Origin of the sequence: Pseudomonas sp. Seg1 (assembly GCF_018326005.1) — a bacterium.
Taxonomy (GTDB): Bacteria; Pseudomonadota; Gammaproteobacteria; order Pseudomonadales; family Pseudomonadaceae; genus Aquipseudomonas.
The window spans coordinates 2,527,120-2,548,064 of record NZ_AP021903.1 but is presented as its reverse complement, the minus strand read 5'-3'; the positions used below and the strand labels follow the sequence as shown (position 1 = coordinate 2,548,064).

General features: G+C 59.9%; 20 protein-coding genes. 14 read left to right on the top strand and 6 right to left on the bottom strand.

What is annotated here, in order from left to right; translation table 11 throughout:
- The first annotated feature begins 49 nt into the window (after positions 1–49).
- The 10 genes from KI231_RS11305 (at position 50) to KI231_RS11260 (ending at position 10,411) form a co-directional block, all read left to right on the top strand.
- Complete coding sequence (locus KI231_RS11305; RefSeq protein WP_103303314.1) at positions 50–979, top strand: amidohydrolase family protein; 930 nt, start codon at positions 50–52, stop codon at positions 977–979.
- 4 nt (positions 980–983) lie between these two features.
- The gene (locus KI231_RS11300) at positions 984–1,889 is read left to right on the top strand and encodes an amidohydrolase family protein (protein ID WP_064390555.1); all 906 of its coding nucleotides are present in this window, start codon (positions 984–986) and stop codon (positions 1,887–1,889) included.
- Between the two features lie 311 nt (positions 1,890–2,200).
- The gene (locus KI231_RS11295; protein WP_213028273.1) at positions 2,201–3,586 is read left to right on the top strand and encodes a UbiD family decarboxylase; all 1,386 of its coding nucleotides are present in this window, start codon (positions 2,201–2,203) and stop codon (positions 3,584–3,586) included.
- Between the two features lie 11 nt (positions 3,587–3,597).
- Complete coding sequence (locus tag KI231_RS11290; protein ID WP_213028771.1) at positions 3,598–4,212, top strand: UbiX family flavin prenyltransferase; 615 nt, start codon at positions 3,598–3,600, stop codon at positions 4,210–4,212.
- 87 nt (positions 4,213–4,299) lie between these two features.
- A complete protein-coding gene (locus KI231_RS11285) occupies positions 4,300–5,361 on the top strand; it encodes a CobW family GTP-binding protein (protein WP_213028272.1) in 1,062 nt (353 codons plus the stop codon).
- Positions 5,362–5,608: 247 nt separating this feature from the next.
- Positions 5,609–6,964 carry a nucleobase:cation symporter-2 family protein gene (locus KI231_RS11280; protein WP_103303309.1) on the top strand — a complete coding sequence of 452 codons (1,356 nt, stop codon included), beginning with the start codon at positions 5,609–5,611 and terminating at the stop codon, positions 6,962–6,964.
- 13 nt (positions 6,965–6,977) lie between these two features.
- Entirely contained in the window at positions 6,978–8,366 is a 1,389-nt protein-coding gene (locus KI231_RS11275) for an amidohydrolase family protein (RefSeq protein WP_213028271.1), read from the top strand.
- A gap of 213 nt (positions 8,367–8,579) precedes the next feature.
- Positions 8,580–8,780, top strand: a complete 201-nt coding sequence (locus KI231_RS11270; RefSeq protein WP_213028270.1) for a hypothetical protein — start codon at positions 8,580–8,582, stop codon at positions 8,778–8,780.
- A 93-nt stretch (positions 8,781–8,873) separates the two neighbouring features.
- Positions 8,874–9,650: a PoNe immunity protein domain-containing protein gene (locus tag KI231_RS11265; protein ID WP_213028269.1), complete on the top strand. Its 777-nt coding sequence runs from the start codon at positions 8,874–8,876 to the stop codon at positions 9,648–9,650.
- A complete protein-coding gene (locus KI231_RS11260) occupies positions 9,650–10,411 on the top strand; it encodes a PoNe immunity protein domain-containing protein (RefSeq protein ID WP_213028268.1) in 762 nt (253 codons plus the stop codon). The genes KI231_RS11265 and KI231_RS11260 overlap by 1 nt, the downstream gene beginning before the upstream one ends.
- A 39-nt stretch (positions 10,412–10,450) precedes the next feature.
- Here the strand turns inward: KI231_RS11260 and KI231_RS11255 are convergent, their stop codons facing one another.
- Both KI231_RS11255 and KI231_RS11250 read right to left on the bottom strand, forming a co-directional pair.
- Positions 10,451–10,897 (bottom strand): NUDIX hydrolase, encoded by a 447-nt coding sequence (locus KI231_RS11255; protein ID WP_213028267.1) that lies wholly within the window; start codon positions 10,895–10,897, stop codon positions 10,451–10,453.
- Between the two features lie 86 nt (positions 10,898–10,983).
- Positions 10,984–11,151: a hypothetical protein gene (locus tag KI231_RS11250; RefSeq protein ID WP_177431377.1), complete on the bottom strand. Its 168-nt coding sequence runs from the start codon at positions 11,149–11,151 to the stop codon at positions 10,984–10,986.
- A gap of 159 nt (positions 11,152–11,310) precedes the next feature.
- Here KI231_RS11250 and KI231_RS11245 point away from each other — a divergent pair, with 159 nt between their 5' ends.
- A complete protein-coding gene (locus KI231_RS11245; RefSeq protein ID WP_213028266.1) occupies positions 11,311–11,739 on the top strand; it encodes a nuclear transport factor 2 family protein in 429 nt (142 codons plus the stop codon).
- A gap of 81 nt (positions 11,740–11,820) precedes the next feature.
- On the opposite strand, the gene mqo is transcribed toward KI231_RS11245, so the two are convergent.
- Together mqo and KI231_RS30315 are read right to left on the bottom strand one after the other, a co-directional pair.
- A complete protein-coding gene (mqo, locus tag KI231_RS11240; protein ID WP_103303302.1) occupies positions 11,821–13,467 on the bottom strand; it encodes a malate dehydrogenase (quinone) in 1,647 nt (548 codons plus the stop codon).
- Between the two features lie 586 nt (positions 13,468–14,053).
- On the bottom strand, positions 14,054–15,052 hold the full coding sequence (locus KI231_RS30315) for a methyl-accepting chemotaxis protein (protein ID WP_502937320.1): 999 nt from the start codon (positions 15,050–15,052) through the stop codon (positions 14,054–14,056).
- 860 nt (positions 15,053–15,912) lie between these two features.
- Here KI231_RS30315 and sodC point away from each other — a divergent pair.
- The 3 genes from sodC to KI231_RS11220 all read left to right on the top strand — a co-directional run bounded on the left by sodC (position 15,913) and on the right by KI231_RS11220 (position 17,371).
- Complete coding sequence (gene sodC, locus KI231_RS11230; protein WP_213028265.1) at positions 15,913–16,434, top strand: superoxide dismutase family protein; 522 nt, start codon at positions 15,913–15,915, stop codon at positions 16,432–16,434.
- A 140-nt stretch (positions 16,435–16,574) separates the two neighbouring features.
- A complete protein-coding gene (locus KI231_RS11225; protein ID WP_103303299.1) occupies positions 16,575–16,889 on the top strand; it encodes a DUF2388 domain-containing protein in 315 nt (104 codons plus the stop codon).
- A gap of 80 nt (positions 16,890–16,969) precedes the next feature.
- Positions 16,970–17,371 (top strand): hypothetical protein, encoded by a 402-nt coding sequence (locus tag KI231_RS11220; protein WP_213028264.1) that lies wholly within the window; start codon positions 16,970–16,972, stop codon positions 17,369–17,371.
- Here the strand turns inward: KI231_RS11220 and ligD are convergent, their stop codons facing one another.
- Both ligD and KI231_RS11210 read right to left on the bottom strand, forming a co-directional pair.
- A complete protein-coding gene (gene ligD / locus KI231_RS11215) occupies positions 17,372–19,972 on the bottom strand; it encodes a DNA ligase D (RefSeq protein WP_213028263.1) in 2,601 nt (866 codons plus the stop codon).
- A gap of 17 nt (positions 19,973–19,989) precedes the next feature.
- Complete coding sequence (locus KI231_RS11210; RefSeq protein ID WP_213028262.1) at positions 19,990–20,943, bottom strand: methyltransferase; 954 nt, start codon at positions 20,941–20,943, stop codon at positions 19,990–19,992.
- Positions 20,944–20,945: the final 2 nt, after the last annotated feature.

Sequence of the window (20,945 nt, the reverse complement as noted above, 5' to 3'; positions counted from 1 at the left end):
TGCCGAGAGCCGCAAAGCTCCCTTCCCCGCTATCAGGAGATCGACTTCAATGATCATCGATATCAGCTGCTATCCCACCGATCTGGTGGACCTCGCCTGGAGGCATGACGGTGACCCGTTCACCGGCGAGCGTCTGCTGGAGATGATGGATGGCCCGTACATGGTCAACGGCAAGCCTCGCCGCATCGACAAAGCCTTCATCCAGCCGCCGCAAGGCAACACGATTTACACCTGGACCGACGGCGAACTCTCGGGCCGCGAATCCATCGACGCCTACATGGCCTACACCCTGAAAATGGTCCAGACCTACCCGGACCGTTTCATCGGCTGCTTCGTCTACAACCCGCGTTGCGGTGTGCAGAACGGCGTCGAAGCAATCGAGCGCTACGTCAAGGAGCACGGCTTCGGCATGGTCCAGATGCAGGCCAACATGCACGCCTACCGGCCTGATCGTGCGCTCGACTGGGTGCGTCCATGCTTCGAGAAATGCGCCGAACTGGGCATCCCGGTCAAGCTGCACACCGGCGACGGGCCGTACAGCATCCCGTCGGAATGGGTGCCGATGATCAAGGAATTCCCCAACGTCAATTTCATCATGGCCCACTTCGGCGTGCAGACCGGCGGCGTCTACGTGTTCGAACCGATGCAATGGGCGATGGAGTTGCCCAACGTCTATTGCGAATCCGGCTGGTGCCTGCAATCGCGGATCGTCGAGTTCGCCAAGGTGCTGCCGACGCACAAGATCCTCTTTGGCACCGACACCCCGCCGAACGAGCCAGGCATGTGGCTGCGCCTGCTCGAAGTGCTCTGCCATGAGCCGCCACAAGGCCTGAACCTCGACGAGGACACCCTTGAAGACTATCTGGGCAACAACACCGCGCGGATGATCGGCCTCGAACCGACCCCGCCGCCGCGTTCCGTTTCCGAAGCAGAGGCGCAACTCAAGCGCCCCGTCACCACTCAACTGGCCAGGAGCTGAAGCGATGATTATCGACACCCATCTGCACCCCACCAATCTGGTCGACGAGGCCTGGCGCCACACCGGCGAACCGTTCACCGGCGAGCGCATGCTCAAGCTGATGGACGGCCCGTACATGATCAACGGCAAACCGCGCCGCATCGACATGGGCTTCATCCAGCCACCGCCGGGCAACACCGGTTATCGCGACGGCAACCGCCGTGGCCGCGAGGGCGTACGCGACTACATGTCGTACATCGCCGAACTCTGCGTGAAATACCCGGACCGCTTCATCGGCAACTTCAACTTCAACCCGCGCTGGGGACCGGAAAACGGTGCGGCGGAGCTGGAATTCCACATCAAGGAATACGGCTTCAAGATGCTCAAGCTGCACGCCAACATGCACGGCTACCGGCCGGATCGCGCACTCGATTGGCTGCGTCCGGCGATGAAGGTTTGCGCCAAATACAACATCGTCGTGCTGATCCACACCGGCGACGGCCCGTACACGATTCCGACGATGTTCTACCCGATCATCCGTGAGTTTCCGATGGTCAATTTCATCATCGGCCACTTCGGTATCCAGACCGGTGGCAACTACTCGTTCGAAGCGTTCTGGATGGCCATGGACACGCCGAACGTGTACTGCGAATCCGGCTGGTGCTTCCAGTCGCGGATCGTCGAGTTTGCCAAGGAACTGCCGCGCAACAAGATCGTCTTCGGCACCGACTCGCCGCCGAATGAGCCGGGCATGTGGCTACGCGAACTTGAGGTGTTGTGCTCACCGGCACCGCAGGGCTTGGGCATTGATGAGGATCATCTCGAGGACTACCTGGGCAACAACATCGCCCGGTTGTGCGGGATCGAACCGACACCACCGCCCAAAGACCTGGCGGAGGCGGATATTCGCCTGACCACCACATACTTGTAGCTACACACAACCCAATGTGGGAATGGAGTTTCCTGTGGTGAGGGGATTTATCCCCGATGGGCTGCGAAGCGGCCCCAAAACCTGCGACCGCGTTGTATCAGGCATATCGCGTTTACTGGTTTTACGACTGCTTCGCAGCCGATCGGGGATAAATCCCCTCGCCACAAAGGCCCTCCCACAAGGTAACAGCGCAACACACAGCGACTTTACAGGCACGAAGATGACCCGGCGTTCGTTCGACCGGCAGGCCAACGGCTGCTCGATCGAACGCCCTCTCACCCCTGCGTGCCTGCTTTTTACGAGGTGAAACCATGACCCGTTCGACGCTCGGCGATTCCCAAGACTTTCACGCTTTCATCGACGCCTATCGCCGTGAGTTTCCGGACGATGTGCTGACCATCACCCAACCGATTTCCGCCGATCAGGACGTCACCGCCCTGGTCGATGCCCTCGCCGCTCAGGGCCGCGATCCGCTGCTGATCTGCGAAAACGTCGGCGACCTGAAAGTGCCGGTGGCTACCAACCTGTTCGCCTCCCGCACTCGCATCGCCCGACTGTTCGGCGTCACCCCGGCGCTACTGCACGAAACCTTCCAGAGCCGCGCCAACCAGCCGATCCCGCCACGTTATGTGGACACCGGCCCGATCCTCGATGAAGTCTTCGAGGGCGAGGCGCTGGACCTGGCGCTGCTGCCGATGCTCAAGCATTTCGACAGTGACCGGGGGCCTTACATCACCAACGCGATCATCATTGCCGAAGACCCGCTCACCGGCATCGCCAACATGAGCTACCACCGCTCGATGCGCCATGCCCGTCAGGCCCTCGCCACCAGCCTGCACTCGCGCGGCCACCTATGGCGGATGCTACAGACCGCCCGCGAACGCGGCGAAGAATTACACGTGGCGATGGTGGTGGGTGCGCACCCACTGTTCATGCTTGCCGCTGCGGCGCGTTTGCCCTACGGCAGTGATGAACGGGCGGTGGCGGGCGGACTGTTCGGCGCGCCGCTGGAGCTGGTGAAAACTCCACGCTACGGCATCGGTGTCCCGGCTTACGCCGAGTTTGTGCTGGAGGGCGCCATCGACCCGGCGGCCTACGCCGAGGAAGGCCCGTTTGGTGAATTCAGCGGCTACTCCTCGGATCGTTCGACCAACAACGTGCTGCGTGTCGACACTCTGCTGCGGCGCAAAGATGCGTGGTTGGTGGACGTGATGGGTGGCCGTTACGCCGAACACCTGACTCTCGCCCGTCTGCCCCGTGAAGCGGAAATGAGCGAGAAGCTCAAGGCCCGATTCCCCGCCGTCACCGCCGTGCATTATCCGAACTCCGGCACGCATTTTCATTGCTACGTCGCGCTGGATCAGAGCCGCGACGGCGAGGCGCGGCAGATCATGCTGGCCCTGCTCGGCTGGGATCCGTACTTGAAAACCGTGATCGCGGTGGACAGCGATATCGACATCAGCGATGACAGCCAGGTGTTGTGGGCACTGGCCACGCACTTCCAGCCGCACCTGGATATTTTCACCATCGACGGTTTGCCCGGCAGCCCGCTGGATCCGTCGTCCTCAGTCAACGGCACCACCTCACGCATGGGCCTGGACGCCACACGCGGTTCGGCTTTTGACGGGATCAAGGCGCAGCTCGATCAGGATGTCCTCGAACGCGCCCGGGTGTTGCTCAGAGGTCTTGAGTCGTGAACCGCCAACGGATGGTGGTCGGCATCAGCGGCGCGTCCGGCTTCATCTACGGCGTGCGCCTGCTGCAGTTGCTCAATGAGCTGAACATCGAAAGCCACCTGATCATCAGCCGCGCCGCGCTGCTGACGATGGCCCACGAAACCGACTACAAACTCGCCGACGTCACCGCGCTGGCCAGCCACTACCACCGCGCCGACGACGTCGCCGCCGGGATCGCCAGCGGTTCGTTCCGCTGTCTGGGCATGGTCGTGGCGCCGTGCTCGATGCGGACGCTGGCGGAGATTGCCACCGGCACCTCATCGGGACTGATCGGCCGCGCCGCCGACGTCACCCTCAAAGAGCGCCGCACCCTGGTGCTGATGGCCCGCGAGACACCACTGACCCTCGCCCACCTGCGCAACATGACCGCCGTCACCGAAATGGGCGGAATCATCGCCCCGCCGGTGCCGGCCTTCTACGCGCGGCCTGAGAGCCTTGCGCAAATGGTCGATCACAGCCTTGGTCGGGTGCTCGACCTGTTTGGCCTCGATGCGGGCACCGCCACACGCTGGAGAGACAACCCCGGCCCCTGTGGGAGCTGGCTTGCCAGCGATAGCAATAGGTCAGTCGGCATCACTGGTGAATGACACACCGCCATCGCTGGCAAGCCAGCTCCCACAGAAAGCGTCATCACTCATTTCATCGTGCACCGGTAAATCATCAAGGAGCCTCAAATGAATACTCCCTTCAACGCCCCCACCCCGAACACCAAAATCCCCGTGACCATCCTCACCGGCTTCCTCGGTGCCGGTAAAACCACCCTGCTCAATTACATCCTCAAGGAAAACCACGGGCGCAAGATCGCCGTGATCGAAAATGAATTCGGCGAGGTCGGCATCGACGGTGATCTGGTGCTCAGCTCCGAAACCGAAGAAATCTACGAGATGGTCAATGGCTGCGTGTGCTGCACCGCCGAGGTTCGCGAGGACCTGGTGCGCATCGTCCGCGAACTGGTGGCGCGCCCGGTGCGCCTTGATCACATCCTCATCGAAACCAGCGGCCTGGCAGACCCGTACCCGGTGGCGCAGAGCTTTTTCATCAATGACCCGATTGCCGAGGAAGTCGAACTCGACGCCATCGTGACCATGGTCGACGCCAAACATATCGCCCAGCATCTGGAGGACCTGCAACTGGACGGCGTCGACAATCAGGCGGTGGATCAGATTGTTTGCGCCGACCGCATCGTCATCAACAAGGTCGATCTGGTCAGCAGCGACGAGGTGGAAGCCCTGCGCGGCAAGATCCGTGGTTTGAACGCCACAGCGGATCTGGTGACCTCGACCCATGCGCAAATCGATCTGAGCAAGATCCTCGGAATCGGCGCCTTCGAGTGCACGCAAAAACTGATGGAAATCGGCGCGGACCAGCACGATCACGATCAGCATGGCCATGACCATCACGCAGAGCACTCTATTGAAGAGCAGGATCACCAACACGACCCAAGCGTGTCATCAGTGGGCATCGCCGTGGACGGCGCGGTCAACCTGATGGCGTTCCACCGCTGGATCAGCGAACTGCGCTCCTCCCAGGCCGACAACCTGTACCGCATGAAAGGCGTGCTGGCGGTGGCCAACGAAGACCAGCGCTACGTGCTGCAAGGCGTGCACAGCCTGGTGGAGTTCCGCGCCTCGACCGCGTGGGGCACGGAACCCCGCTCAAGCAAAATCGTGTTCATCGGCCGCGACCTGGATCGCGCGGCCCTGAACCAGGGCTTTGCCGCCTGCCTGGCAGGCTGAAACAAGGCATCGGAGCCGGTGGATGGCGGTTCCGGGCACGAATGACTGATGCCAGGTCGGATGAACAACACCAGACCTGTGGGAGCTGGCTTGCCAGCGATTGCGGACTGTCAGTTGATGAATTGGTGACTGATCTACCGCCATCGCTGGCAAGCCAGCTCCCACAGGGATCTTCGGTGTTCCCAAGTCAGAGGCATCAGACGAATACCCCTCTCAACCGCATAAAAACAGCCAGAGGTGTTTCCCCATGTCGTCAGCCACTCCCTCCTCCGCCGTGCACCCCGTCGACCGGATTTTGCCGGTGCGACAAATGCTCACCCTCGGCCTGCAACACATGGCCGTCTCATACATCGGCGCCATCGCCGTGCCGTTGATTGTCGCCAGTGCCTTGAAAATGTCCCACGCCGACACGGTGGTGCTGATCAGCACAACACTGTTCTGTTCCGGCATTGCCACCATCCTGCAAACCGTCGGCTTCTGGAAATTCGGCGTACGCCTGCCGATTCTGCAAGGCGTGGCCTTCAGCAGCGTGGGACCTGTGATCGCCATCGGCAGCAACCCGGAGGTGGGATTTGCCGGGGTCTGCGGGGCGGTGATCGGTGCCGGGATTTTCACCATGCTGATGGCGCCGTTCGTGGGCCGATTGCGGCGATTTTTCCCGCCAGTGGTGACCGGTTGCATCGTCACCGTGATCGGCTTGCAACTGTTCCCGATTGCTTATGAATGGGTCGGAGGCGGTCGCAACGCCAGCAACTTCGGCGCGCCGGCGTTTCTCGGCGTGGCGGTGGTGGTGTTGCTGACCATTCTGCTGGTCAACCGTTATGGCAGTCCTTTGTTGCGCAATATGGCGGTGCTGATCGGCATGCTGATCGGCGCCGGTCTGGCGTACGGCTTGGGTATGGGCAGTTTTCACAGCGTCGAAGAAGCGCCGTGGCTGACCGTGCCCTACCCGTTCTATTTCGGATTGCCGACCTTCAGCCTGATCCCCATCGCGACCATGGTGGTGGTGATGATCGTGCAGATGGTCGAATCAATGGGCTTGTTCGTGGCCATCGGCGACATCGTCGAAAAACCGGTGGAAGACAAACAGGTGATCAACGGCCTGCGCGCTAATGGTCTGGCCAGCACTATCGCCGGAATGTTCGCAGCGTTCCCGTTTATTGCCTTCATGGAAAACGTCGGCCTGGTGATCCTCACCGGCGTGCGCAGCCGCTGGGTGGTGGCGGTCAGCGGCCTGCTGATGTGCTCGATTGCCCTGGTGCCCAAGGCCGGCGCGATCATCGCCTCGATGCCGACTGCCGCACTGGGCGGCGCCGGGATCGCCATGTTCGGCGTGGTCGCGGCGGCGGGAATTCAGACCCTCGCCAAGGTCGATTACGAGCGCAATCGCTACAACGTGCTGATCGTCGGTTTCACCATCGCCGCCGCACTGGTGCCGGTGCTCGCGCCGACCCTGTTCAAACAATTACCCGAGTGGTCGCAGCCGTTTCTGCACAGCAGCGTGGTCATCGCCTGCCTGGTGTCGGTGCTGCTCAACGCCGCGCTGAATGGCGTCAGCGTGCCGGAAACCACCGCCAGCAAATCCGCCTCGCACATTCTCTGAACTGGAGCCTGCCATGACTCAACTGCAAAACATCCTGATCAAAAACCCGGTCGCAGTGATGACCGGCCTGCGCGGCCCGCGTGCCCGAGCGGGTACCGTAGACATCCGCGTGGTCAACGGGCGCATCGCCGAAATGGCCGCCCACCTGGAACCGCAACCCGGTGAGCGGGTGCTCGATGCGCGCAACAGCGTGGTCTACCCGGGCTGGATCAACACCCACCACCACCTGTTCCAGAACCTGCTCAAAGCCGTGCCCGAAGGTCTGAATCAGGACCTGCAAGGCTGGCTGGCGAGCGTGCCCTACCCGCGTCTTAATCGCTTCACACCACAACTGGCGCAGATCGCCGCACGGCTGGGCATGGTCGAGTTGTTGCTGTCCGGCGTGACGACTTGCGCCGATCACCACTACCTCTACCACGCCCACGGCAGCACCGAGACCGGCGATTTGCTGTTCGATCTGGCCGACGAGTTCGGCCTGCGCTTCGTACTCTGCCGGGGTGGTGCGCTGGAGTCGGCGAGCGCGCATCCGGGCTTCTCGAAAACCGCACTACAACCGGAAAGCCTCGAGCAGATGGTCGGCGATATCGAGCGGCTGAAATCGCGGTATCACCAGGACACCCCGGATGCGCTGCGCCGCGTCGTGGTCGCGCCGACCACGCCAACCTTCTCGCTGCCGCCGACCCTGCTGCGCGAACTCGCTCATACCGCCCGTGGCCTCGGCTTGCGCTTGCACACGCACTTGTCCGAAACGCAAAACTACGTGAATTTCTGCCGGGAAAAGTACAACTGCCTGCCGGTGGAGTTCGTCGCCGAACACGAATGGCTCGGCCCTGACGTCTGGTTCGCCCACGCCGTGCATTTGCAACCGAGTGAAATCCGCATGCTCGCCCAGACCGGCACCGGCATCGCCCACTGCCCGGTGAGCAATGCACGCTTGGGCAGCGGTGTCGCGCCTGTGCCGCAAATGTACGAGGCCGGCGTGCCGATTTCCCTCGGCGTCGACGGCGTGGCCTCCAACGAATCCGGGAGCATGGTCGGCGAAGCCAACACCGCGTGGCTGATCCACCGCGCCGAACAAGGCGCCTCGGCAACGACCGCGGAAGATGTGATCCATTGGGGCACAGCGGGCGGCGCGCAGGTATTGGGACTCGGCGCCGTCGGCACGCTGGAAGTAGGCCAGGCGGCCGATCTGGTGATCTACAGCCTCGATCATCCACGGTTCTACGGATTCCACGACAGCGCCGTCGCCCCGGTGGTGGCGGGCGAACCGATCACGGTGAAATACAGTCTGGTCGGCGGTCGGGTCGTCGTGGATAACGGCGTGATACCCGGCCTGGACATCGAGCGCATGCGCGCCGAAGCGTGGGAAGGTGTGCAGGAAATGATGAAGGTCGACGACTAATACCAAGCCGACGAGTAACCCTGTGGGAGCTGGCTTGCCAGCGATGGCGGTGGGTCAGTTGACATTGCTTTGACTGACAGTCCGCTATCGCTGGCAAGCCAGCTCCCACAAAATCCTCGCCATTAGCGGCTTCCCGGTTTGTCGACTAAGGTTAATACCTCATCGGATTGAGCCCCTGCCCGCAACACCGGGCTCTTCATCAAGGAGAGACTGATGACGTCCCGCCGCATCATCGAACAGACCTATCGCACCTGGTCCAGCCCTATCCTGCTGGAGCTGAAAAAACGCGAGCACCAAATGAAACCCGTCGAGCGTCAGGCGCTGGAAAACGTATTGGTGGAAAGAAGGTTGCTGGACGTTGGCAATCCGGACGGTGCTGAGCGCCGCAAAGGCCCGGCCACGCAAAACGACTAGGGGCACTGATCCCGCGTTTGAATCCTTGATCCAGCGTCTGGATTGCTGCACCATCCCGCCGCTTTTCCACGGGACGCAAGGGACGCGACATCAATGAAACGACGCCAGGAATTCCTCGGTGAAAGCCAGTACGAACACTTCCTCAAAGAACATGATGAAGTCATCGAGTTCTTCAAGATCCATCGATTCAAATCCGACTCAGATGCTGAGGAAGCGTCGCTGCGTGCCCGCTACTTCCAGACGCTCGCACTCGACAGATTGATCGCGACCTACACTGCTGGCGCGCCCGTTGAGTCTCTGATCCCCCTGCTTGAAGACCTGCTCAACAAGTACGAAGTGCGCCAGCAGACCCTTGCTGACTATGAGCAATCACCAAAGATCTCTCCGCTGGCCATCGATGACTGGCCGGACCAGTACGAAGAAGCGGTTCAAGTGATGGGGTTGTGCGTTCTCCTGCACCGCCATGATTTGCTCGCACGCTTCGTCAAATTGATCGATCAAGCGGGTTACGCCGGTGACGACACGCTCTATGAAGATCTGCTGAAGAAGGTGCTGCCTGACCGTCACGATATTGATGAGTGGTACCACGACGTCTATACGCCCCTTATTCAAGCGGTTTACGTCGATACGCCCGAAGAGGCGTCGTCCCGGCTGCAACAGTACTGCGAAGGATGGTACGGCGCCTTTGAACACGCCCCGTGGCACGACACGCACTTGCAGGGTGAAGAAGGCTGTTATGTCGGTTATTGGGCGTTTGAAGCCGCTGCCATCGCGTTTTTGTACGGCATTGATGACAGCAGGATCGATCACATGGTTTATCCCAGGGATCTGGTCCAATACGCGCGGCGCTCAGCAACATGTGAAAACTGATGAACAAGAACAAACAGTTTCTCAGCGACTTCCGATACAAGGACTTTCTGGCCTACAGCGTAGAGACCAGAGAGTTCTGGGAGCACCACACCTTTGAGTCAGACTCTGCCGAACAGGAAGCCTCTCTGCGAGCGAGCCATTTCAGAAGCGTGGCCTTTAAAAAGCTGTTGATCTCCTACACCGCGGGTGTCGAATTCGTTGCGCTGCAACCCCTTCTCGAAGAGTTGATCTCGCTATACGAAGTGCGCCAGCAAAAACTGGCAATCAGTGAACAGATAGTCGATATCTCGCCTCTGGCCATCGATACCTGGCTTGATCAATATGAGGAGTGCATTCAGGTAGTCAGCCTGTGCGTACTACTGCATCGAACCGACCTCTTAAAGCGCTTTATCCGTCTTATCGACAATGCGGGCTACAAGGGGCAGGACGCGCTTTACGAAGACCTGCTGTGCAAGGTAGTCGAGGACAGAGAAGACATCGATGAGTGGTTTCACGACGTCTACACCCCGTTGATACAGGCGATTTACGCGGATGACAAGCAAGAGGCTGCCGACTTGTTGGCGACTTATTGCGAGCAATGGTATGGCGCCTTCACCCACGCGCCCTGGTACGACTCTCACCTGGACGGCGACGAAGGAAGTTATGTCGGTTACTGGGCGTTTGAAGCCGCTGCCATCGCGTTTTTGTACGGCATTGATGACAGCAGGGTCGATCACATGGTTTATCCCAGGGATCTTGTCGAGTACGCACGAAATCGTTGAGACCATGCGTCGTTGTTCTTAAAGGAGGTCGCTGCTACGTCAATCGAGCAATCCGGCGCGCTTGAGCAAATCACCCAGACCCTTCGGCACCAGAGGCGCCTGCTCGCTGAAGCTTGAGCGGTCATGCCAGCGCGCGGTAAAGGGTGCGCCGTCGCTTTCATGGCCAATGATCTGTGCCTGCGCGTACACGCCGGGGTCGGCAAACCTGGCGTCGTAGACCTGGACAATCTCGTGTCCGGGTTTGCCGTTGTAGATGAACAGGCTTTCCAGTGTGCCGAGCAGGCGCACGTCCGTCATGGACAGACCCAACTCCTCTTGCACTTCGCGCACGATGGTTTCGGCGCTGGTTTCGCCGAATTCGATACCGCCGCCGATGGGACGAAAGCAGGTCTGCTGGCTGACCGGGTCACGAAACTCGTTGACCAGAATTTTGCCATTGTGATGAAAAACGCAAAGCGCGAGGGCGCGGATCCGTTGTTCGGCCATGGGTGACGTCCATTTCGAGGTGTGAAGGCGCGGCATTTAAACACGATTCGCGCGGCACACCCCGGACATCATCTTGTGGCCGTATCTCAGACCGGAGAAATCGTCGCGAGCAGTCCAATCAGAATGGTCAGTGTCAGGAAGCCACCCAGGAAAATCGCCATTTTGTTCATGTTGCTCTCCTCAATGCTGAGCTTGCGGTGCACTGGACACTTCGGAATGAAGGTTTGTCGTGAGTGACCGAACTGCCGGGGCATTTTGATCCTGCATCTGAACCGATGACAGAGGCAGATTGAAACGAAAAAAGCGTATCAGATGAAATCTGATCTGTAGGGTGATATTCAGTAGCGACATTAAGTTTGCCCTGACAGCGCTTTGATCTAGAGTCGAAGAACAACAAAAATCCAGAGGTGCAAATGACTGACCTGAACCTGCGGCCCAATGTCGCCGAATCCCTGAACCGCTGGCACGAAATGATCCGTACCGGCGACTTGAGCGCCCTGCCCGCGCTGCTTGATGCCAACGCCGTGTTCCGCTCGCCCATGGCACACACGCCTTATCCGGGCGCCCCGGTGGTTTCGATGATTCTCAACACGGTGTTCGAAGTGTTTGAGGATTTCAGATATCACCGTGAGCTTTCGACCGCTGATGGGCTGAATGTGATTCTGGAGTTCAGTGCCAAGATAGGTTCGAAGGAGCTCAAAGGCATCGACATGATTCGTTTCGATGAGAGCGGGAAGATCGTCGAATTCGAGGTGATGGTGCGTCCCCTCAGCGGCCTGCAAGCCTTGGGCGAACAAATGGGCCAGCGCCTCGGTGCCTACCTGGCAAAAACCAGATCCTGACCCCGCTCCTACAGGATTTTCGCCACAAAAAAGCCCACTGACCGTCACCGGTTCAGTGGGCTTTGTGTGTCAGGCGTCTGGTTACAGAGCCATGTCACGTGCAGCGTTTTCCTTCGGAGCTTCAGCTTTTTCAGCCGCAGGTGCAGCCGGAGCAGCAGCCTGACCGATCACTGGAGGTGTCGGCAGTTCGAGGATCTTGGCGGTATAAGCCCACTCTGCAGCCACTTTGGCTGGATCGCTGTTCAGCTGGGTGCCGTAGCTTGGAACGATCTGGTGCAGCTTGGCTTGCCATTCTGGGGTCGCGACTTTGTCTTTGAAGACTTTCTGCAGCACGCTCAGCATGATCGGAGCAGCGGTCGACGCGCCTGGCGATGCGCCCAGCAGGCCGGCGATGGAGCCGTCTTGAGCAGCAACGATTTCGGTACCCAGTTTCAGCACGCCGCCGGCGGCTTCATCACGCTTGATGATTTGCACGCGTTGGCCGGCTTGCCACAGGCGCCAGTCTTCGGCTTTGGCGTTCGGGAAGTATTCCTTCAGCGCGTTCAGACGGTCTTCATCCGACAGCATCAGTTGGCCAGCCAGGTACTCGACCAGCGGGTATTCCTTGATGCCGACCTTGGTCATAGGCCAGATGTTGTGGGTGGTGGTGCTGGTCAGCAGGTCCAGGTACGAGCCTTCTTTGAGGAACTTGGTGCTGAAGGTCGCGAATGGGCCAAACAGGATAACGCGCTTGCCGTCCAGAACACGGGTGTCCAGGTGCGGAACCGACATCGGAGGTGCGCCAACCGAGGCTTTACCGTAGGCCTTGGCCAGGTGCTGCTCGGCGATGGCCGGGTTATCGGTCACCAGGAACGAGCCGCCTACCGGGAAGCCAGCGTATTCCTTGGCTTCGGGAATGCCCGACTTTTGCAGCAGGTGCAGTGCACCGCCGCCCGCGCCGATGAACACGAACTTGGCGTCGGTTTCGGTCTTGGTGCCGTCTTTCAGGTTTTTGTAGCTGACGCGCCAGGTGCCGTCTTCGTTCTTGGTGATGTCCTGCACTTCGCTGGACAGTTTCAAGTTGAAGTTAGGCTTGGTCTGCAGGTAACCGGCGAACTGGCGGGTGATTTCGCCGAAGTTCATGTCGGTACCCAACGGGCTCCAGGTGGCCGCGATTTTCTGGTTCGGGTCACGCCCTTCCATCATCAGCGGGACCCACTTCTTGATCACAGCCGGGTCTTCGGAGTACTGCATGCCAGCGAACAGCGGGCTCGCTTGCAGGGCTTCGTAGCGCTTTTTCAGGAACTTGATGTTGTCATCGCCCCACACGAAGCTCATGTGCGGAGTGGTGTTGATGAACGAGCGAGGGTTCTTCAGAACACCTTGCTGAACCTGCCAGGCCCAGAATTGACGGGAGACCTGGAACGCTTCGTTGATCTCGACCGCTTTCGGGATCGTCACGTTGCCTTTGTCGTCTTCCGGGGTGTAGTTCAGCTCAGCGAGAGCCGAGTGACCGGTACCGGCGTTGTTCCAGCCGTTGGAGCTTTCCAGGGCGACGCCGTCGAGGCGCTCGACCATTTCCATCGACCAGCTTGGCTCCAGCTCATTGATCCACACACCGAGGGTGGTGCTCATGATGCCGCCGCCGATCAGCAGGACGTCGACTTTCTTTGCTTCGTCAGCATTGGCGGATGTCATCCCCATCGCCAAAGCCAGACCCAGCAGGGCTGTGTTCACTTTTTTAAACATCTGTTGCACCTATGATAAAACGCCTTCCGCCCGCCGCTGTTGTGCGTGTGAGGCCCCTCTTCTGCAACGCTCAGGCTAGCGTCGCGGGTTCCGGCACACTTCAATTTTGACGGGTGGGCACACAAGGCCGATGTACCGCATCGACCTCAGTTAATGTCCCTTCTGAACTGACTTCTTATCATTATTGGCTTCAGCTACTTGAGCGACAGGGATTCCGTCGGCCCGCCCAAAAGGCAAGCAAACTGAATAAGGTCAAACCAAGTTGGCGCGAAGAATATCACGTCAGGACAAACCCGCGCGTCTGTTCCCGACTTGAGAGTCTTTTTCCGCTCAGGGGCTTATCGGCTGGCAAGTGCCGAACATGACCCCAGCGCGGCCCTTGGCTGAATCCTCTCGCTTAAAGTCATCGTTTTGATGTTGTGAATACACTTGTGTTTACACCAAAGTCCAATGTGGGAGCTGGCTTGCCAGCGATAGCGGTGTGTCAGTTAACATCAATATTGAATGTGCCGGCCTTATCGCTGGCAAGCCAGCTCCCACATTGGGTTGTGGTGTTCTCAGGGTTACTGCACACCTGCTGCAGCACTCACAACCGAAACCGATCCACCGACTGCGCCAACTGCCCCGCCAGACTCGACAACTCATCTGTGGTGTTCGCCGTCTGGCCGATTACCCGGCTATTGCCCTCGGACATCCCGGCAATCATCTCCACCTGATGGGCAATCTCGTTGCTGGCCTGGCTCTGCTCGCCGATGGTGCGGGTGATGTCATTGACCAGTTGTGTAGTGCTCAACGTCGCTTCAAGAATTTCCCGAATCGCCCGCTCGACGTCAGCCGTCACCGCCATGCCCTTGTCGACCTGCGCCACGCCTGCCTCCATGCTGCTGACGGCCTCACGAGTGCTGTGCTGAATGCGTGCGACCATCGCGGCGATTTCCTGAGTGGACGCGCTGGTTCGCGCCGCCAGGCTGCGCACTTCGTCCGCCACCACCGCAAAGCCCCTGCCCTGCTCACCGGCTCGCGCAGCTTCGATGGCGGCGTTAAGCGCCAGCAGGTTGGTTTGGTCGGCAATGCTTTTGATCACCTGAATGATGTTGAAGATCGCTTCGGACTCCTGATCCAGCGTGCGGATCACCTGCGCCGATTGTTGCGCCGAGCGGGCAATATCATCCATGTCGCTGACCACTTGATGGATCACCTGCCCGCCATTCTTCGCCAATGACTCGGCCTGGTTGGCCATGCCCAGCGCGCGCTCGGCGTGTCGGGTGATTTCCTCAATGCTCGCGGTCATCTGGCTGGCGGCGGCAGCCATGGTCCCGGCGGCGACGCTTTGTTGCTGGCTGCTGTCGGCGACCTGATGGCAGCCATGGCTCAACTGCTCGCTCATGCCACTGACACCATGGGCATTTCGGCGCACCACGTCGATCATGTTGCGCAAGTCCCGCTGCATGGTCGCCAGGGTCCGAATCAAGACGCTGGCCTCGTCCTTGCCGGACGGCTCGGCGATGGACTCGCTGAGATTGCCGTGAGCGATGCTTTCGGCGATCCGGCTGGCCGTTTTCAGTGGCCCGAGGATGCTCGACATCACCCAGCGCCCCTGCGCCAGCAGCAACAACAGACTGGCAATCAGCACTAGGCCAAGAGCGAGATTGGCATTGCGGATAGCCGCTTCGGTGCCTTCGCTGGTCTGTCGGGTGTTGGTTTCGATCAATTCACTCAGCGCCGCCATTTGCGTTTCGATCTGACTGAACGCGGTATTGAACGTAGCGAGTTCCTGCTGCGCCGCATCCGGGTTGTCCAGTGCCAGCCCGACAATCCGCTCACCGGCGTTGATGTATGTGTCGAGACTCGGCTTGATCTGCTCCAGCGCCGTGCGCAGGGTCGGGTTGATTGGCAACTTGAGGTTGTCGTCGAGGACCTCGCGGAAATGCCCGGTGTGTTCATTGATCGAGTCGCGCACTTCGGCGGCTGTCCCGGTACTTTTGCCTAACCCCACCAGCATCGCCGAATAGACGTCGGCGCGCAGGGCGTCGTGCATCATGTCGGCCTCCATGTGGTTGCGCAGCGCGCTCATGCTGACGGCGTTGTCATTGACCGCTGAAGCCATGTGCACATTACCGAAGTAACTGACCACCCCATGATCAAGGCTGTCAGCAGACTGGTAACAATCAGCAACACTAAACGCAGTTTGATCGACACCTTGCAAATCCTCCCCGGGCACGCTGGAAAGCCCTGTCAGACCTTGAGTTAAGCCTATTTGCGCCAATCTGCCGCGCCAGAGCGTGTCAGCGAATGTCAACGCAGAACGGCAGCACCGGCAAAACTTTCGGATTGTGCGAAGAGTCTCACTTTGAACGCCGCGGGATCGCGCCTTCATCGCCTGTTAATGGGCAAAGGCTATTGAGTCGGTCCTTCTGAAAACTCGTGCAGCACAAGGAAACGCTTATGAAACGCGCACTCTGGTTGGGACTACTCGGCACCCTCGCTATTGGCACCGCTCAGGCGGCGAGCGAGAAAGTCGCCATCAATCTGGTCAGCGCCGATGGTGCACCGCAGGCGATTGGCGCCGTCACCATCAGTGAAACGCCGTATGGCTTGCTGTTCACTCCCGATCTGAAATCCCTGCCGGCCGGCGTGCATGGTTTTCATGTCCATGAAAACGGCAGTTGCGAGCCCGGCATGAAGGACGGCGTCAAAGGCGCGGCACTCGCGGCCGGTGGCCATTTCGATCCGCAGAAAACCGGCAAGCATCTCGGCCCGTACGCTGACGGCCATCTGGGCGATTTACCGGCGGTTTACGTGACAGCCGACGGCATCGCCAACTATCCGGTGCTGGCGCCGCGGCTGAAGAAAATCAGTGAGATCAAGGGGCATGCACTGATGATCCATGCCGGCGGCGATAACCATGCCGACATGCCCAAGCCCCTTGGCGGTGGCGGCGACCGCATGGCCTGTGGCGTGATCTGACCACTGCATATAGGAACGGGCAGCCCGCAACGGCGCTGCCCGCACTCCATATGAATCTCCCACGGAACTCCCGCCCTCCGCGCACCTCTCACATTATGTAGTACTTCCCTTTTGCTTCGCGCTTGTGGAGGAATACCGTCATGCGCAAGTTAGTGCTCGTTTCTTCTTTACTCTTATGCCTGCCCGTCGGTTCGGCACTGGCCCGCGTCGATGCGGGCGATGTCGCCACTTCGGCAGGTGTCTCCGCGTCGCTGTACTCGACCTTCAAGGATCACAAAATGGTGATTCCGGCCCGTGACGACTTGTCTGCATTCGTCGCCAGTGGCGGGGCCATTCGTGGGGTTTATCTTGAGTCGGTGCTGCAACAGGTTCGCCAGGAAAACCCTGGCATCAACGCCAGCGATGAAGACCTCGCCAATGCGATTCTGGTGCATTACGAAGGTCTGAATCAGTAGCTGTCAGATGCGAAGCGGCCGATGGACGGCTGCTGACGGCGCATAGGCAAAAATGTCCGACGGCCTCTATGATGGAGGCCATGACGACTTCTGTGCCGTTGCGCTCACCCTGCCCGCCCGGCGCCTGCAATTGCGGGCGCGACCCGCTGCTGGAGAAACCCGGTGCGGATCTGCGCATCCTGCGCCTGACGCGCGAGGAAGAAAAACGTCTGCTCGCGCGTCTGGAGATGCTCAAGGATCTGGCCGACCTCAGGCATCTGCAACAACAGATGTTTGAACAACTGGGTATCCGTGTCGATGTTGCCCCAGGTTTCAATGAAGTGCGCACGATGCGCGGCATTGCCATTCAGATCGAAGAGCTGCCGGGGCTGTGTCGCAAGACGCGTCAGGCAATTCCGGCCGCAATTCGCCGGGGCCTGGAAAACCATCCGGAAATTGCCTTCGAACTGCTCAACGCCCACGACTTGTTGCGCGATACCTGATCACTTCTTCATCCCGACCCGTTTGCGCATTTCTGCGGTGATGCTCTGGCGGGTTTTCTTCATGTCCGCCCAGGGCTCGTCGCCGACTTCTGCCAGGCGTTCATGGACGTTGTGGATATTCCACTGATTGCCGCCCTTGATCTCGGCCACTTCTTCCCGGAACAACGGCACCGACACCGGCAAACCCTCACGGGTGCGCGCGGCATAAGTACAAATAGTCGTTGCGCCGAGACCATTGCGCAGATAGTCGATGAAGATTCGCCCGACGCGGTTTTTTGGCCCGGACACCGCCGAAAATCGATCCGGCAACAGCTTGGCCATATGACTGACGATCGCGTGGCTGAAATCCTTGACCTCATCCCAGCCGAGCTTGCGGGTCAACGGCACCACCAGGTGAATGCCCTTGCCGCCGCTGGTTTTGAGAAACGCCTTGAGCCCCAGTTCATCCAGCACCGTGAGGGTCAGCGCGGTGGCTTCGACCATGCTTTTCCAGGGCAGCGCCGGATCCGGGTCAAGGTCGAGGACGAAGCGGTCAGGCTTGTCGAGGTCAACCGTGGTGGCGTTCCAGGTGTGCAGTTCGACGGTGCTCATCTGCACCGCGCCGATCAGCGCTTCGGCGTTGTTGATCAGCATCACCGGTTGCCCGGTGACATCCTTGTCCAGCGTGGTGATGCCCGGGATCGCCAGACGTTCGGCGTTCTTCTGGAAGAACAGTTCGCCGGCGATGCCGTCCGGCGCCCGCACCAGCGCAACCGGGCGGTCCTTGAGTTGCGGCAGTATCCATTCGGCGACGCTGGCGTAGTATTCGGCCAGTTGCATTTTGGTAGTGCCGCTGACGGCGTCGATGACCCGATCCGGGTGGGTAATGCGCACTTTGCCGCTGGCCAGGCCGAGCTGCGATGGCGCAGTCTCCGCCGGTTCGGATTTGCTCGCAGCGATTTTTTTTGGGGCTTTCTTCGCGGCGGTTTTGCTCTCTGAAGTCTTCACGGGTTTCGCTCGCTCCTCAGTGATGTCATTGGCCGGTTTGTCCTCACGCAAACCATGGAACACGGCATGACGCACCGAGCCGTCCTTAGTCATTTCGGCGAACGCGACTTCCGCCAGCAGTTTCGGTTTGAGCCAGTGCACGCCTTTGGCTTCGAATCCGTTCGGTGGATTGACCACGGCAGCTTTTTTCACCTGCAAGGGTTTGAGTTGCGCGAGGATGCTTTTCAGGGTGGTTTCATTAAAACCGGTGCCGACCTTGCCGGCGTAGCGCAGCTCGCCGCTATCACGATCATGCAGGCCCAGCAGCAACGCGCCGAAGGCACTGCGCGAGCCTTTCGGATCGGTGTAGCCAACGATCACGAATTCCTGGCGATGTTTGCACTTGAGTTTGATCCAGTCGCTGCTACGTCGTGAAACATACGGCGAGCCGAGGCGTTTGCCGATCAGGCCTTCCATCTGCATCTGGCAGGCGCTGTTGAGCAGCGCATCCGGGGTTTCGTCGAAGGCTTGGGAAAAGCGCAACAGCGGTTGCTCATGAGCACCGAGCACCGTTGAAAGTGCCGCACGGCGTTCCTCGACAGCGACTTCGCGCAGGTCGACGCCGTTGAGATACGGCATGTCGAACAGGTAATAGAAGATGTTGGCACTGCTGCCGGAGTCGAAGGCATTCTGCAGCGCCTGAAAATCCGGCACGCCGTGTTCGTCGGCGACCACCATTTCACCATCGAGCCACGCTGACTCCAGTTTCAGTGCAGCCAGCGCTTCTGCCTGTTTCGGCAACTTGTGCGTCCAGTCGTGACCGTTGCGGGTGAAGAGCTGAACCTGTTCACCCTCGATCCGCGCCATGATCCGGTAACCGTCAAACTTGATCTCGTAGCTCCAGTCACCTTCCGGTGCGCTGTCGACCAAAGTCGCCAATTGCGGTTTCAGTTGCGCGGGAATTTTCGCCTTGTGCGCGCCGGTCAGCGTGCCCGATGCCTTTTTGCGCGGTTTCGCGGCAGGCTTCTCGATGGGTTTGACCTGCCTGGCTGCAAGCTTGGGTTTATCGACCAGAGTGCGCTCACTTAAAACACTATCCGGCTCGGCCACCAGCACGTCGTAATCATCCTGCGGGCGGGCGGCGCTGTCCTGATGCTTGATCAGAAACCAGTTCTCCTTCTTGCCCGGCATGTGGGTGCGCACCAGATTCCAGATCCCGGCGAGTTTCTCGCCCTGTAACTCGAACTTGAGCTTGCCTTTGACGTAGGCCTTTTGCGGGTCTTCCAGTGGGATCCATACCCCGCGATCCCAGACGATCACATCCCCGGCGCCGTAATGCCCTTCGGGAATACTGCCTTCGAACGTCGCATAATCCAGCGGGTGGTCTTCGACATGCACTGCCAGGCGCTTGACCTTGGGGTCGAGCGATGGCCCTTTCGGCACCGCCCAGCTCTTCAGCGCGCCATCGAGCTCCAGGCGAAAGTCGTAATGCAGGTGCGAGGCGTCGTGCTTCTGGATGCAGAACTGCAGGGCGTGATCCGCTGCGGTCTTCTTGCTCGAGCGCTTGACTGCGGCTGGCTCCGACGTCGCTGAGAAATCGCGCATGCGGTTGTAGTCGTCAAGGTTTCTGCTCATGGCGCACCTGCCCTGTTTCAGCCAATACGAGTCACAGTCAAGGCGACCACGGCGATCCGGTCGACCCGTTGGTATCCCGGGTTGAGCAGTTCCTCGCCGAAGACATCCGGATCGATTTCCCGGTAGGTCCAGGCGAACCTTGCTTCATCGAGCCGTGGCAACACCGTGTCGAGAAACGGATCGCGACCATCGACCATCGCCACGCCGGTATAGAGCAGCAACGAGCCGCCGGGCGTGAGCCGATTGAGGGCTTGCTCGACGATGCGCAACGACAGCCCGGCGCCCAGCGTGCCACCGCCATGCCGGTAGGCCCGCGCGGCGGGATCGGCCATATACGGCGGGTTGGCGACGATCAGATCGAACTCGCCGTCGACGCCTTGCAGCAGATCGCTGGCATGGGCTTCGAGGTTGGCGACTTCCGCCAATGCCGCGTTAATCGTGGTCAGGCGTAGCGCGGCGGGATTGATATCCAGCGCCAGCACTTGCGCTTCGCGACGTGCGCGGCCGATCAGAATGGCGCCCACGCCGGCACCGCAACCGATATCCACGGCACGATGGATCGGTGCGAAGTTCTGTTGCAAATGGGCGTGAATCAGTTGGGCGAAACGATAGGTGTCCGGACCGAAAAACACTGAATCGGCGGCGTCGGTGGGGTACGCCGAATGAACGAATAGCAAGTCGTCCAGGCTCGACCAGCGTACGCGGCTTTTCAGGTGACCTTCGTAGCAATCGATGACTTGCGCATCCTGTAACTGCCGTTGCTCATCGGCAGACAACAGGCCCGGCGCAAAGGGCCGCGACCAGCCAAATACATCGCGCAGGGAGTCAGCGAACTGGCCTTCGTCACGCTGATTGACCCGCTGATGGGTCAGCGGCGTCGGGGTGATGAAACGATAGCCGTCAGCCTGCAAGCGCCGGCCCAGTTGCAGCAACGCAAGATCGTCGGTGGACAGTTGTTCTTCCTGATTCATTG